The sequence below is a fragment of the Nonomuraea sp. NPDC050451 genome, from assembly GCF_044458585.1.
Map to the genome: position 1 here is coordinate 252,031 of NZ_JBITHZ010000014.1, position 14,832 is coordinate 266,862.

The following is a 14,832-nucleotide window of genomic DNA, read 5'->3' on the forward strand; positions in this document are numbered from 1 at the left end:
GCTCGATGATCGCTGTCCTGGGCGAGTGTGTCGCCGACGGCTTCACCACCCGCTCCCCCGGCGACCGGCCCCCCGCCGCCGCCCTGGCCGGGCAGGCCGATGAGGGGGTGGAGCTTTCGCTGCGGGTCCTGCCGGGCGGCGGCCCCGCGAACACGGCGGTGGCGCTGGCCCGGCTCGGCACGCCCACGCGCTTCCTCGGCCGCATCTCCGGCGACGTGTTCGGCGAGCTGTTCCGCCGCCACCTCACCGCCTCGGGGGTGGACCTCTCGGCCTCCGTCGACGCCGGCGAGCCCAGCACGCTCGCCGTCGCCGCCCTCGACCCCGGCGGCCAGGCCGAGTACACCTTCTACGCCGACGGCACCGCCGACTGGCAGTGGACCCCGTACGAGCTGGACCTGGACCGCCTCGGCCCGGTCACCTGCCTGCACACCGGATCGCTCGCCCTGGCCAAGGAGCCGGGCCGGACGGCGGTGGAGGCGTTCGCGCGGGAGGCCGCCGGGCGCGCCACGATCTCGATCGACCCGAATGTCCGCCCCAGCCTCGCCTCCCTGGCCGACTACCCGGTGTCGCGCTGGTGCGAGTGGACCGACATCCTCAAGCTCAGCGCGGACGACCTGGACTTCCTGCTGCCCGGCGTGCCGCTGGAACGTGCCTGCGACACCTGGCACGACGCCGGCGCCCGGCTGATCGTCGTCACGAGGGGCGCGGCGGGCGCGCTGGTCTCCCTGGACGGCGAGCGGGCGGCGGTGCCGGCCCAGAAGGTGGACGTGGTGGACACGGTCGGGGCGGGCGACTCCTTCACGGCCGGCCTCCTGCACAGCCTCGCCGCCAAGGGCCTCCTGGGCGGCCGCCTGGACGGCCTGGACCTGGAGACGGCGGTGGAGGCGGCCGAGCTCGCGGTCAGGGTGTCGGCACTGACGTGCTCGGTCGCGGGCGCCAACCCGCCCTGGACCGTGTGATCATTCCGTCGCGACCGTCCGGTAGCCGTTCCAGACGAAGCGGGCGGTCGTCACCGCGTCGTCCCCGTCGCCGGTGATGAGCTGGTGGACGGCGATCCCGTCGAGCTCGCGGTATTCGCACCACTCGTGGTCGGACGTGAGCACCAGATCCAGCCCCAGGTTCACCAGCAGGTCGAACACCTGCCCCCGGTTCGTCTTGTCCACCCCCACGAACACCTCGTCCAGCAGGATGAACCGGGGACAGCCCGGATCGCTCTGGTAGTGCGCGGCCACCGCGGCGAACAGCGGCAGGTGCAGCGCGATCGCCTTCTCCCCTCCGGACAGCGCCCCGTGCAGCTTCCTGGTGAGGTCCTGCCAGCCCTGCCCGTCGCCGCGGTCCAGCCTGACCACGAACCGGTGCCAGGCCGTGTAGTCGAGCACCTTCATGAGCTGGTCCTCCCAGCTCGCCGACGAGTTGTCGGCCCGCGCCTCCTCCACCCGGTCCCTGAAGAAGACGTACAGGGCCTCCCTGTCGGCCTCGTCCAGCCCGGCCGGGTCGCGCAGCAGCAGGTCGCGGGCGGCCCGGGTGCCGGGCGACTGCGTGGGATCGACCTGCCACACCAGCCGGACCGCCACCCGGGAGGCGGTGCGGACGCGTTCGAGGCGCTGGTTCATGCCCTCCACCAGCGCGGTCGCCTGCCGGATCCGGTCGGCGAGGTGCCGCCGCGTGTCACCGGCCAGCGTCCGGTCGAACAGGTCCCGCTCCGCCTCCGTGATGTCCGAGCGCCGCTCGTCGCGCTCCTCGCGCAGCGCCTCGCTGAGGGCGGCGGCCCCCGCCCGGACGCCGGCGACGGTGGCGGTCAGCAGCTGGACGTCCTCGTCGGGCGTCAGCTCCAGGTCCGCCCGGTCGGCGAGGATCTCCCTGGCGTGGTGGAAGGCGTCCCCCAGCCGCGCCTCCGCCTCCTTGACGCTCTTCTGCTCGTACGGCACCGCCGCGAGCTGCTCGGCGACGGCCCTGGCTGACACGAGCACGGCCCGCACCCCGGCGTCGCGCGCCAGCTCGACCGTCACCCGCGCGTCCGCCGCCAGGTGCCCGGACGTCAGGCCACGGAAGCGTTCGGACACCTCGTCCCGTACCCGCCCCGCCTCGGCGTGCTTGTCCTCGACGGTGCCCAGCTCGCCCCTGAGCTCGCCGAGCCGGGCGTGCAGCCGGGCCAGGTCGTCGTTGACCGAGCGGATGAGGCGGCGGCACGTCTGGTACGCGGCCTGCGTCTCCTGGAGCCGCTCCAGCACGCGCAGGTGCTCGACGCCGACCGTGGACTCGACGGCCGCGAGCTTCTCCGCCAGCGTGACGGCGCCGGCCGCGGCGTGCTCGGCGCGTTCGACGGCCCTGACGGCGAGGTCCTGGTATTCGCCCGCGGTCTCGGCGGCGTGCTCGGCACGCTCCGCGGCGGCGCGGGCGTCGGCGCGCCGGTCGTGCCAGGCGGTGCCGGTCGTCTCGGCGGTGCGCAGGGCCTCCTCGAGGTTGTCGAGCGCGGGCAGCGCCGTGGGCAGGGCGTGGCCGGCGGCCAGTTCGGTGAGCCGCCGCAGCGATCTGCCGACCTCCTTCTCCCGGTCGTGCAGGCGCTGCTCGTAGGCCCGGAGCTGGTCCTCCAGCAGCGCGACCTTCTTCACCGCCCCGTCGAGCGCGTCGAGCGCGTCCGCGTACGGCTGCCTGTCAGGCCGGCGCCGCAGCTCGGCGGCCAGCGTGTCGCGGTCGGCGTCGACCACGGCGAGCAGGTGGTCGCACTCGGCGACGGTGCCCGCGAGCTCGCCGAGCCGGTCGTCCAGCTCGGCGACGCGGCGGCGCCTGGCGCGCTCGCGGGCGGTGGCGCCGATGTAGGAGGGCTCGGGCTTGACCCAGCGGCCCGCGGCGGGCCCGAGCCGCCAGGTGCCGTCGGCGCCGACGACCGCGGGGTGGTCGACGCCGATCGCGCTGGGCGCGAACGCGATGCCCGCCAGCACCGTGTCGGCCTTCACCGGGGAGTCCGCCTCCGTGAGCAGCACGTGGGCCAGGCTGTAGCCGGGCGCGGGCTTGGCCAGCGCGGCCACGGCGAACGCGTCGTGCTCCCCCGCGTCGAACCCGCCGTCCGGGCGCAGCCACAGGTCCAGCAGGCCCGCCGCCTCCAGCGCCGCCTCCACGCCCGCCTGGGCGACGGGGTCGAGGCCCGACCTGAACGCCACGGCCCGCCACAGCGGAGCCCCCGGGCGTCCCTGCCTGGCGGCCATGTCGCGGGCGTGCGTGGCGGGCGGGTCGAGGACGGTCCGGTCGTTGAGACGTTCGCGTTCGCGGGACAGCTCGGCGCGCTCGGCCAGCAGCTTGTCGCGCAGGCCGGTCAGGTGCTGCTCGCGGGCGGCCAGCTTGACGGCCGCCGACGTACGGGCGGTGCCCACCAGTTCGTCGGCCTGCTCGAACCGCTCCGCCAGGCCCGCCAGCTCGTCGGCGTCGAGCTTGAGCTGCGCGCAGCCGGCCGCCCATTCGGACAGGGCGGCGGCCAGGTTGGCGGCCCGCTCGTCGCGCAGGCTCTCGGCCTCGTCGTGGGCGGCCTGGGCGGCGGCGAGGTCGTCGCGGGCGCGGTCGCGGTCCTGCTCGGCCGCGGTGCGCCGGTTGATCGCCTCCTGGTGCTCGACGGCTCCTGCGCGTACCTCCCGGATCTGGGCGGCGCGGCTGGTGACGGCGGCCCGCAGCAGCTCCCGCGCCCGGTGCACGGCGCCCGCGCCGTGCACCGGGCGGACGCCCTGTTCGCCCTCGTCCGGCTCCCGGCCGGACCCGGCTCGGTCGGACTCCTCGTGGGCGGCCAGCAGCCCGGCGCGTTCGGCCGCGTGGCGGGCCTCCGTCCTGGAACGTTCCGCGAGCGCGGCGGCGGTGCGGGCGGCGGCCTCGGCCAGCGCCGACAGCTCCTGCCTGGCGGTGGCCGAGCGGGCCGCCGCCCCCGCCTGGTCGCGGAGCAGGGCGGCCGTCTCGTGGGCGGCCTGCGCCTCCGTGCGGAGCCGGTGCAGCTCGGAGCCCGCCCGGTACGCCTCGCTCTCCTTGAGCCCGTCGATCTGCGCCGCCAGCGCCAGCTCCTGCGCCTCCTCCTCGCCGAGCCGCACGGTCGTGGCGTTCAGCTCGCCCTCGACCTCCTTGAGCGCCTCGCGCTTGGCCTTGGCCTCGGCCGCCAGCGAGTCGAGGGTGTGGCCCGCGGACGTCACCGCGGCCGCGGCGGCGCGCAGGACGCGCTGCGCGTAGCCGCGCTGGCGGCCGGCCAGCCGGTCGGCCTCCTCCACGTCGCGGTCGAGCAGCCGCAACTCCTCCCGCCGGCGGTCGAGCCGCTCGAACCCCTCGGCGATCTCGTGGATCTCCCCCTCGCCGAGCGGCGGCAGGGCGCTCGACAGCAGGTCGGACAGCAGGCCCGGGTCGAGGCGTTCGGAGAGCTTGGGGGTGCGCAGCTGGCGCAGGGCGGTGAGGAGCGAGTCGTAGCGCTGCTCGTTGAGCGCCCGGTAGAGCGTCCGGCGCACGACGGCGCGGTAGGCGTCGGCGGACTCGTGGACCTGGCCCGACGTGCCGAGCTCCTCGGCGAGCTGGGCCTTGGTCAGGGGCTGGCCGCCCTCGCCGGTGAGCCGGATGCCGTCGGGGGCGTCGACGCGGGCCTCGGTCGTGAAGTACGCGGCGGTGACGTTCTTGGTGTGGACGGTGGCCTGGAGCCGGGCGCCGCACGTGAACCAGCGCCCGTCGGCGTGCCGGAACTCCAGCCACACGTAGCCGACCCGGGTGGTGCCGGTGGCGCCGTCGCCCATCAGGTTCCAGTGCATGGTGCGCTCGGTGCCGCCGAACGTGGACAGCCTGCTCGGCTTCAGACTGGCGTCGAGCACGTACGGGAGCAGCAGCTCCAGCACCTTGGACTTGCCGCTGCCGTTGGGCCCGCGCAGCAGCAGCCTGCCCCGGTGGAACTCGAACACCTCGTCGTAGTAGCGCCACACGTTCAGGATCCCCGCGCGTACGGGGACCCAGCGGGCGTCCATGCCCTGCGCTGCGCGCGTGCCAGTGGTGAGTGCGGCGGTGAGCTCCGTGACTGTCATGAATCCTCCTGGACGGCCGTGCCGCGGTCGACCCGGTAGCGGGCCGCGGCAGGCAGGGCGGCGACCCGGTCACCCGTGCGGCGGGCCAGCCCGAACAGCTCGAGCACCTCCAGCGCGTCGGCGGCCAGCCGCGGCCCGCCGCCGTCGGACTGGTACGCCTTGGCCCACTGCGGGAAGCGGCGCAGCAGCTCCGCGGCCTCGGCGTCGATCCGGGCGGCCCTGACGGGGCCGGAGGAGACGAGCAGGTCGAGCATGAGCAGGGCGGCCACCTTGGCGTGGCTGCCGTCGTCGGGGAACTTGGTGTCCGTGGCGGTGGCGTCGGTGTCGATGAGCAGGAAGCCCTCGGCCCGTTCCTCCAGCACGAACCCGGCCTCCTCCGCGGCGCGGCGGATGATCTGGCGGCCGGTGAGCGAGGCGGCGTAGGCCGACTGCGCGGGGGTCAGCTCGTCGCGGTAGACGACGGGCTCGTCGAGGAGGCGGCGGATGAGGGAGTGCCGGGCCCACAGGTTGCGCTGGGTCTCGGTCGGCTCGTCGCCGCCGTAGCGGGGCTCGGTGGTGAGCGTGCCGAGCACCCGGTCCATCGGGTCGTCGCCCCCGGCGGCGATGCGGGACGGGGGCACCGGGGCGGCGAGGAGCCTGATCACGCGGGTGGTGTCGACGCGGTAGAGCACCTTGGCGTCCTCGTCGTCGAGGTAGGAGTCGGTCGCGCCGTCCATGGCCGTGATCGCGCCGTAGTGCTCCAGCTGTTTGAGCGCGTCCACGAACGCGGCCCGCTCCTCGCTCCTGACCGGGTCGAACGCGGGCACCGCCGCTTCCACGGCGGCGGCCTGGACCACGCGCTGGGCGAGCATGCCGATCGTGGTGACCGGCGAGGTGAGCAGCTCGGCGGCGCAGAGGCAGAGCAGGGTGTAACGGCGGCGGTCGAACGGTGCCCTGGTGGTGCGGCGGCGCCGGGCGGGCCGGGTGGCGCTCGCCTCTGATCTGACCTTGACGAGGCGGGCGTACCCCTGGCGCGGCTCCACGACCAGCCGCCAGCCGCAGAAGTAGTCGAACCACTGGATCAGCGGCTGGCGCCGCTTCCTGATCAGGTCGAAGGCGGCGGCGTCGTCGTGCAGGGACACGAGCGGCGTGCCGAGCAGGGTCCTGATCGCCCGCGCGATCTCCTCCTTCTCGGCCCTGACGAGCTGGTTGGCCAGGCTGCTCATGCGCCCGCCGCCTGCTCGCGGCAGGCGGGGGAGCCGCCCACGCCGCCGTTGAGAGACGCCCGGCCGAGCCCCAGCGTGCGCACGTCGATGAGGTAGTCGGGGCCGCGGAACCAGCCCTCCGAGGTACGCAGGACCGCCACCGCGCCGTCCTCCGGGGCCCGCAGCACGATCTCCACCCGCCCGTCCGAGGTCACGGCCCGCCGGAACCCGGTCGAGTCGGGCGGCTCGGCCAGGGCCCTGCCGAGCAGGTCGAGCAGGCGCCCGAACGTGTCGGGGTCGAGCTCCCCCAGCTGCGACAGCCGCGTCGCCCCGGTGGTGACCAGCGCCGACCAGGCGGCCTCCAGCTCGGCCCGCTCCTTCCCGGCCCGCTCCCGGCGCTCGGCCCGCAGGGCGAGGACGTCGCGCACCTTGCCCGTGCGTCCCATCCGCTCGGTACGCCCGCGCGAGCGCAGCAGCGCCGACACCTCCACGGGCTCGGCCTCCCGCCAGGGCACCCCGGCCGGGATCAGCTCGGCGTCCGCGTGCCCCAGGTGCGCGTGCCGGGCGGGGCCCAGCCCGAACGCCGCGTCCCACAGCCGGTGGGCGTCGTCCTCGCTCGGGGCACCCGCGAACCAGCGGGCCAGCGTACGGAAGTCGGCGGCGGCGCTGGAGGAGCGGCGGCGGGAGTCGGTGATCCGATCGAGCACCTGCAGCAGCGACACGATGGCCCGCCGCGCCACGTCGTGAAGCCGGCGGATCCGCGGCACCCTCCAGTCGTCCGGCCCGTTGTCCGGCCCGTTGTCCGGCCCGTCCTCGGGCGCGAACCACAGGCACAGGCCCTCCCACCTGGCCGCCCGCGCCGCCAGCCACGGCGTGGCGTGATCCGTGCCCGGCACCTTCGGCAGGTCGGCTCCGTCGAGCGCGCGGGCGTGCAGGACGGCGACCCCGTGCCCGGCCACCGCGCGCAGGGCGGCGGCGACGGTGTCGCCGCGCTGCTCCAGATTGGTCACGAACTCCTGCAGGTAGGCCACGGTGGCGCCCTTGACCTCGTGGAACGTGGTGAGGTCGGTCCCCTCGACGCGCAGCAGCCGCTGCAGCTCGCCGTTGAACCGCCTGGTGTTGTCGCGCAGCCCGTCGAGGTGGCCTTCGAGCTCCTGCAGGCTCGCGAAGATCCGCCGGTTGCGCCCCGGATCCGGATCTCGCAGCAGCGACTCCAGCTCCGCCAGCCGGTCGGCGATCGCGTCGAGCACCGCGGTCTGCAACGCTCCAACGGAGGTCAGCATCGCCATCGCGTGCTGCACGCCGGCGAAGGCCGCCTCGCCTCGCTTGGTCAGCGAATACTGCAGGTTCTTGCGCTCGTACTCCTCGGCGGTGGCGAAGCTCCCGGCGTGGTTGAAGATGACGTCGAGCAGCCCCCACCCCGCGAGCTGCTTGAGCGTCGCGGTCAGCTCCTGCTCGCCGACCGGCGCGTACCAGCCCACCGCCCGCAGCCGCTCCCGCACCGCCTCCACGGTGAGCGCCGTCTCCAGCCGCTCGTTCGCCTCGCCGAAGGCGTGGAGGACCGCGGTGTTCAGGTCTGCCCGGTCGGTGGTGGCGAACCGGAACATCTCCGGCGGCACCCGTGGCGGCTCAGCCATCGCCCCGCTCCCCTCGCCGCACGATTCCCACGCGCGCAACCGTAGCGGGAAGCCCTCACGACCCGGCCCCGGTTTGCGCGCAGATCACGAGGGTACGGCGCGCGCATGGGAACGGGAGCCGGGATGGCGGAGTTCGGTACGACACGTCCCCGCGCCTGACACGGAATCGGCGCGATCCGGCGCCCGAGCACTACCATGCGATTACTTCGCGCTTGCAAAGGATCTATGCCAGCGCTCTTAAAGGACGCCGCAAGCTTTCACATTCACGTTTTATTCATGCGACGTCTAATCACCATCATTTCGCCCGCCATCGCAGGCTTGATCGCCGCCGCCGGTCTCGCCGGGCCGGCGCGGGCGGCGGAGCCCGGCGGGCTCGACGCTTATTACGGTCAGCGGGTGGCCTGGTCCTCCTGCGGCAACGGATATGAATGCGGGAAATTGCGGGTCCCGCTCGACTATTCGAAGCCCGGCGGCAAGCAGATTAAGATCAGCCTGGTCCGGTTGCGGGCCACCGGAAAGAAGATCGGGTCGATCGTGCTCAACTTCGGCGGTCCGGGCATCTCCGGCGTCGATTCGTTGAAGGCCGCCAAGACCGTTGTGTCCCCTTCTCTCAGGCAGCGGTTCGACGTGGTCAGCTTCGACCCGCGCGGCGTGGGCGCCTCGGCCCCCGTGCGTTGCCTCGGCACGCTGGGCCTCGACGCGCTCTTCGCCACCGACCCGACGCCCGACAACCGCACCGAGGTCAAGCAGTCCAAGCAGTGGGCCAAGGCGTTCGCCGGCGCCTGCGCGAAGAACGCCGGCAAGCAGCTCCTCGCGCACGTCGGCACCGGCGAGTCCGCCAGGGACATGGACGTGATGCGGGCCGCGCTGGGCGAGCGGCGGCTGACGTACCTCGGCTGGTCGTACGGCACCTACCTCGGCGCCAGGTACGCCGACCTGTTCCCCACGAGGATCCGCGCCATGGTGCTCGACGGCGCCGAGAACCCGAACCAGACCGGCATCGAGTTCGCCCAGTCGCAGGCCAAGGGCTTCCAGGTGGCGACCGAGTCGTTCATGCGCGACTGCTTCAAGGCCAAGGACTGCCCGTTCAAGAAGCACTCCGTCAGCGCGGCGTGGAAGCGGCTGGACACGCTCTACAAGCGGGCCGACCGGGCGCCGCTGCGCAACACCTATGACGGGCGGCAGGTCAGCGAGGCCGTCGTGCGGACCGGTGTCATGAACGCCCTCTATGCGGTGGCCTACTGGCCGACGCTGCGGGTCGCGCTGGCGGACGCGTTCAAGGGTGACGGCACGAAGCTGCTGCTGCTCGCCGACGACTACAACGGCCGGCGGGCCGACGGCAGCTACGACAACCGGTACGAGGCGCTCGTGGCGATCAACTGCCTCGACCACCCCGAGTCGCGCTGCCCGTACTGGCCGGTCAAGGGCACCAGGTTCACCAAGAAGGTGCGGGCCCAGGGCTCGCCGCCGATCGTGGTGGTGGGCACGACCCGCGACCCGGCCACGCCGTACGGGCTGGCCAAGGCGCTCGCGTCCCAGCTGTCGAAGGGCGTGCTGCTGACCAACGACGCCGACGGGCACACCGCGTACAGCGGCGGTTCGAGCTGCGTCGAGAGGCAGATCGACCGCTACCTGATCACGGTCGTCCCGCCGCGGCCCGGAGCCTGCTCCGCCAACGCGTAAGTACCCTGACACCAGTCCCACACCACGGTGTGGGACTGGTGTCGTTCGGGTCAACCACGGTCGCGCCTGCGGGGCGCGCGTGCCGTACCGGGAGAGATTGGCGGACGTAGCCGGAAAAGTCCCTCCCGAGGAGCCCATGGAGTCGCTGCTGGTCCTGCACGCGGTGGCGGCGGTGTGCGCTCCCTGGCTGGTCAGGCGCACGTCCCTGGCCGTGCTCGCCCTTCCTCCGGGCGTCGCCTTCCTCGCCGTGCTGCTGTGGCTGCCCCCGCGGGAGAGCGCGGCCTGGGCGCCCACGCTGGGGCTGGAGCTGTCCTTCCGCGCCGACGCGCCGGCCGTGCTGATGATGTCGCTGGTCACCGGCGTGGGCGCGCTGGTCATGATCTACAGCTCCCGCTACTTCCCCCCGGACGACAAGGGCCTCGGGCGCTACGGCTGCTTCATGACGGGCTTCGCCGGGTCGATGCTGGGGCTGGTGGCGGCCGACAACCTGCTCCTGCTGTACGTCTTCTGGGAGCTGACCACCGTCTTCTCCTACCTGCTCATCGGGTACGACCCCGAGAGCAGGCTGAGCAGGCAGGCCGCCCTGAAGGCGCTGATGGTCACCACGTTCGGCGGCCTGTCCATGCTGGCGGGGTTCGTCCTGCTCGGGCAGGCCGCGGGCACGTACCGCATCTCGGACGTCGTCGCGCACCCGCCCCAGGTGGGCCCCGTCACCGTCGTGCTCATCCTGGCCGGCGCGCTGACGAAGTCGGCGATCTTCCCGTTCAGCACGTGGCTGCCGGCCGCCATGGCCGCCCCCACCCCCGTCTCCGCGTACCTGCACGCGGCCGCCATGGTGAAGGCCGGCGTGTACCTGCTGGCCAGGCTCGGCCCCGCGCTCGGGGACCTGGCGGTCTGGCGGGCGGTGGCGGTGCCGCTCGGCCTGGCCACGATGGTGCTGGGCGGGTGGCGGGCGCTGCGCGAGACGGACCTCAAGCGGCTGCTCGCCTACGGCACGGTCGGCCAGCTCGGCCTCCTCACGGTGCTGTTCGGCTCGGGCGACGGGGGCGCGGCGCTGGCCGGCGCGGGCATGCTGCTGGCGCACGCCTTGTTCAAGGCCGCGCTGTTCCTGGTGGTGGGCATCGTCGACCACGCGGCGGGCACCCGCGACCTGCGCGAGCTGAGCGGGGTCGGGCGGTCGATGCCGTGGGTGTGCGGGGTGGCGGTGCTGGCGGGGGCGTCGATGGCGGGGCTGCCGCCGCTGGCGGGGTTCGTGGGCAAGGAGGCCGCGCTGGAGGCGCTCATGGGCGCGCCGGTCGTGCTGGCGGGCGTGGTGGCCGGGTCGGCGTTGACGGCGGCGTACACCCTGCGGTTCCTGTGGGGCGCGTTCTGCGACAAACCGGGGGTGGCGGCGCGGGAGACGCATCGCATGCCCGCGGCCATGACCGGGCCTGCCGCGCTGCTGTCGTTGCTCGGGCTGGTCCTGGTGCCGTTCGCCGGGCGGTTCACCTCCGCCTTTTCCGGATATATCGGGACATTTCGCATTAAGGGGTATGACGTCCATCTGGTGCCGTGGGGTGGTTTCACCCTGCCGCTCCTGCTGTCGGCGGTGTCGGTGGCGGCCGGGGTGGCGCTGTTCCTGGCCAGGGAGCCCGTGGCCAAGGCGGGGGCGGCGTTGCACGTGGTCGACTCCGGGCAGCTCTTCTGGGCGCTCGTGCAACGCCTAGACCGCTTCGCCATCCAGCTCACCGGCCTCATCCAGCGCGGATCCGTACCCGACTACCTGACGCTCACCCTGCTGGCCGCGATCGGCGTCGGCGTGTTCTCCCTCGTCTACGGCGGCCCGCCCCACCTCGGCGTGCCCGTCGTCCTCTGGCAGCGCCCCGAGCAGCCCGTCGTCGCCGTCCTGACGGTGGCGGCGGCCGTGCTGGCGCTGTTCGCCCGCGCGTTCATCCTGCTGGCCCTGATCATCGGTCTCACCGGGTACGGCACGGCGCTGCTGTTCCTCGCGCACGGCTCGCCCGACCTGGCGCTCACCCAGTTCCTGGCCGAGACGGTGAGCCTGGTCATGTTCGCGCTGGTGCTGCGGCGGCTGCCGCTCGGCCCGGTCAGGGGGCGGCTGCCGTTCCCGTTCAGGATGGCGCTCGGGCTGGCCGTGGGGGTGGTGGTCACGGGCGCGGGCATGCTGGCGATGGGCGCGCGGACCGCCGAGCCGATCGGCGCGCACATGGAGGCGTCCGCTGAGCAGGCCGGCGCCAGGAACATGGTCAGCGCCCTCATCGTCGACCTGCGCGCCTGGGACACCATGGGCGAGAGCACGGTGCTCGTCGTGCTGACCCTGGGCGTGACGAGCCTGGTGTTCCTGCGGCGCAGGTCGTACCACATCGAGCCGGTCGCGACGGCGCGCGCCGAGCGCACCCGCTGGCTGTCGGCCACGCTGCCGCGCGGGCAGCGGGCGCTGGCGTTCGAGGTGGTGGCCCGGCTGACGTTCCACACAGTGCTGGTGCTCTCGGTGTTCCTGCTGTTCATCGGGCACAGCGAGGTCGGCGGCGGGTTCGCCGGCGGCATCGTGGCCGGGCTGGCGATCACCGTGCGCTACCTGGCGGGCGGGCGGAACGAGCTGGCCGCCGCCGTCCCGGTGCACGCCGGGGTGCTCATGGGCGCCGGGCTCACGCTGTCGGCGGGCACGGCGCTGATCGGGCTGCTGTTCGGGCGGGCGGCGCTGGACCTGCTGGCCGTGGACGTGAGCGTGCCCCTGATCGGGCACCTGCACGTCTCCACGGGGCTGCTGTTCGACCTCGGCGTGTACGTGTCCGTCGTCGGCATGGTCCAGGACATCCTGCGCTCCCTCGGCGCCGAGCTGGACCGGCAGGAGAGCGCGTGACCGTCACCCTGCTGCCCTTCCTGGCCTGCTTCGCGATGGTCGCGACCGGGGTCACGCTGCTGCTGGAGCGGAGCCTGGTACGGGTGCTGGCCGGCGTCATCCTCCTGGGCAACGGCGTCAACCTGCTGATCGTCACCGCGGGCGGCGACCCGGGCCGCCCGCCCTTCGTGGACGTCCGCGGGCGGGCCGACCCGCTGCCGCAGGCCATGGTTCTCACCGCGATCGTGATCACCCTGGGGGTGACGGCGTTCCTGCTGGCACTGGCGCACCGGTCATGGCAGCTGTCCGGGAGCGACGAGGTCCAGGACGACACCGAGGACCGCCGCGTACGGCTGCGCGCCCGGCGCGGCGAGCTGAGCGACGCCGTACGCGCCCGGCGGGACGCCTACCGGCGGCTGGTCGCCGAGCAGCGCGCCGAGCTGGCCAAGCTCGCGGCCGAGCAGGCCGAACGCGAGCGGTTGCAGGAGGCCGACCTGGAGCAGCGCATCTCCAGGGTGCACGACGAGCTCGAACGGTGGATGCACGAGCGGCGGCGGGAGGGGCTGACCGAGGAGGAGGTGCACCTGCGCTTCGAGGAGGCGGGGCGGCGCGAGGACGCGGCCGCACTGGACAACGCCGCCCTGGACAACGTCGAGCGCATCGAGCAGCTGCGCGAGCAGCACGCGCGGGGCCGGGAGGAGCAGGCGGCCAGGGAGCGGGCGATGCGGCGCAAGCTCAAGGCACGGCAGCGGGAGGCACGCAGGCAGATGCGGGCGGCCATCAGGGAGGAGCGGGAACGGCAGGCCCTCGCGCAGGACCCCGAGCTGGAAGGCGAGGACTGAGGATGAGGAGCCGCGTGCCCGAGCCGGAAGGCGAGGGCTGACCCCGTGGAGAGGCTGATCTGCGTGCCCGTGCTGCTGCCGCTCCTGGCCGCCGGCGTGAAGCTGGCGATCGGGGGGCGGCTGCGCCGGCTGCAGTCGCTCATCAGCCTGGTCACCCTGGCCATTTCGGTCGTCGTCTCGGCGCTGCTGCTGGTCGCCGCCGACAGCCGCGGCCCGCTGGTCACCGAGCTGGGCGGCTGGCCGGCGCCCGTCGGCATCTGCCTGGTGGCCGACCGCCTGTCCACGCTGGTGCTGCTGGTGTCGTCGGCGGTGACGTTCTGCGTCATGGTGTACTCGGTCGCCAACGCCTACGCCGCGCAGGAGCACGACGCCCCCATGGCGATCTTCCATCCGGCGTTCCTGGTCATGGTGGCCGGCGTCGCGGACGCGTTCCTGTCGGGTGACCTGTTCAACCTGTATGTGGCGTTCGAGCTGCTGCTGAGCGGCTCGTACGTGCTGCTCACCTTCGGCGGCACCGAGTCCAGGATCCGGGCGGGCGCCACGTACACGCTGATGGCCCTGGCCTCGTCGATGCTGTTCCTGATCGCGCTGGCAGTCACGTACGCGGCCACCGGGACGCTGTCGATGGCCCAGCTCGCCGAGCGGTTCGCCACGTTGCCGGTGCAGGTGGCGCTGCTGGTGGAGCTGACGCTGCTGCTCGCGTTCGGCATCAAGGCGGCGATCTTCCCCATGTCGGCCTGGCTGCCGGACTCCTATCCCACCGCGCCCGCCCCGGCCACGGCCGTGTTCGCCGGCCTGCTGACCAAGGTCGGCGTCTACTCGATCGTGCGTCTGGAGGCGCTGCTGTTCCCGGGCGGGCCGGTGTCGACGCTGCTCATGTGGGTGGCGCTGGCCACGATGCTGGCGGGCGTGCTGGGCGCGGTCGCGCAGACCGACCTCAAGCGCATGCTCTCGTTCACGCTGGTCAGCCACATCGGTTACATGGTGTTCGGCGTCGCCCTGTCCACGGTGGCCGGGCTGGCCGGGGCGATCTTCTACGTGGTGCACCACATCACCGTGCAGACGACCCTGTTCCTGGTGACCGGACTGGTGGAGCGGCGCACCGGCACCACCTCGGTGAACGGGCTCGGCGGCCTGATGACGACCGCGCCGCTGCTGGCCGTGCTGTTCTTCGTGCCGGCGATGAACCTGTCGGGCATCCCGCCCATGTCCGGCTTCCTCGGCAAGCTGATGCTGGTGCAGGCCGGCCTGGCCGACGGCCGCCCGCTGTCCGTCGCCCTCGTGGCCGGGGGCCTGGTGACGAGCCTGCTCACCCTGTACGCCGTGGCCCAGACGTGGAGCAAGGCGTTCTGGCGCGGCCCGCGGGCCGTCCGGGTGGGCACGGTCGTGGAGAGCGAGGAGTACACCGGCGAGGACCCGACCGTCACGACGACGGCCGTCCCGGGGGCGCTGACGGGGTCGGTGGCGGCGCTGGTCGTGATCGGCCTGTCGTTCACGGTGCTGGCCGGGCCGCTGTCGGCGTTCGTGCACCGGGCGGCCGCCGAGCTGATGGCGCGCGAGCCGTACGTCACGGCCGTCCTCGGGGGGGCGGCCGTGACGTCGCGGCTG

General features: G+C 73.6%; 7 protein-coding genes and 1 pseudogene. 5 read left to right on the forward strand and 3 right to left on the reverse strand.

Features of this window, described 5'->3' with window-relative positions; genetic code table 11:
- The first annotated feature begins 5 nt into the window (after nt 1–5).
- On the forward strand, nt 6–959 hold the full coding sequence (locus ACIBI9_RS36260) for a carbohydrate kinase (protein ID WP_397228893.1): 954 nt from the start codon (nt 6–8) through the stop codon (nt 957–959).
- Here the strand turns inward: ACIBI9_RS36260 and ACIBI9_RS36265 are convergent, their stop codons facing one another.
- Genes ACIBI9_RS36265 through ACIBI9_RS36275 form a run of 3 tightly spaced genes read right to left on the reverse strand, consistent with a single transcriptional unit; the run spans nt 960 to nt 7,857 of the window.
- On the reverse strand, nt 960–5,036 hold the full coding sequence (locus tag ACIBI9_RS36265; RefSeq protein WP_397228895.1) for a TIGR02680 family protein: 4,077 nt from the start codon (nt 5,034–5,036) through the stop codon (nt 960–962).
- Entirely contained in the window at nt 5,033–6,241 is a 1,209-nt protein-coding gene (locus ACIBI9_RS36270) for a TIGR02678 family protein (RefSeq protein WP_397228897.1), read from the reverse strand. Before ACIBI9_RS36270 ends, ACIBI9_RS36265 begins: the two co-directional genes overlap by 4 nt.
- On the reverse strand, nt 6,238–7,857 hold the full coding sequence (locus ACIBI9_RS36275; protein WP_397228899.1) for a TIGR02677 family protein: 1,620 nt from the start codon (nt 7,855–7,857) through the stop codon (nt 6,238–6,240). The genes ACIBI9_RS36270 and ACIBI9_RS36275 overlap by 4 nt, the downstream gene beginning before the upstream one ends.
- A 276-nt stretch (nt 7,858–8,133) precedes the next feature.
- On the opposite strand from ACIBI9_RS36275, the gene ACIBI9_RS36280 reads away from it, so the two are divergent.
- The 4 genes and pseudogenes from ACIBI9_RS36280 to ACIBI9_RS36295 form a co-directional block, all read left to right on the forward strand.
- Complete coding sequence (locus tag ACIBI9_RS36280; protein WP_397228901.1) at nt 8,134–9,540, forward strand: alpha/beta hydrolase; 1,407 nt, start codon at nt 8,134–8,136, stop codon at nt 9,538–9,540.
- Between the two features lie 136 nt (nt 9,541–9,676).
- Complete coding sequence (locus tag ACIBI9_RS36285; RefSeq protein WP_397228903.1) at nt 9,677–12,403, forward strand: Na+/H+ antiporter subunit A; 2,727 nt, start codon at nt 9,677–9,679, stop codon at nt 12,401–12,403.
- The gene (locus ACIBI9_RS36290) at nt 12,400–13,224 is read left to right on the forward strand and encodes a Na(+)/H(+) antiporter subunit C (RefSeq protein WP_397228905.1); all 825 of its coding nucleotides are present in this window, start codon (nt 12,400–12,402) and stop codon (nt 13,222–13,224) included. Before ACIBI9_RS36285 ends, ACIBI9_RS36290 begins: the two co-directional genes overlap by 4 nt.
- Before the next feature lie 45 nt (nt 13,225–13,269).
- Nucleotides 13,270–14,811 (forward strand): annotated as a pseudogene (locus ACIBI9_RS36295) (Na+/H+ antiporter subunit D); the annotation flags it as partial.
- Nucleotides 14,812–14,832 lie beyond the last annotated feature (21 nt).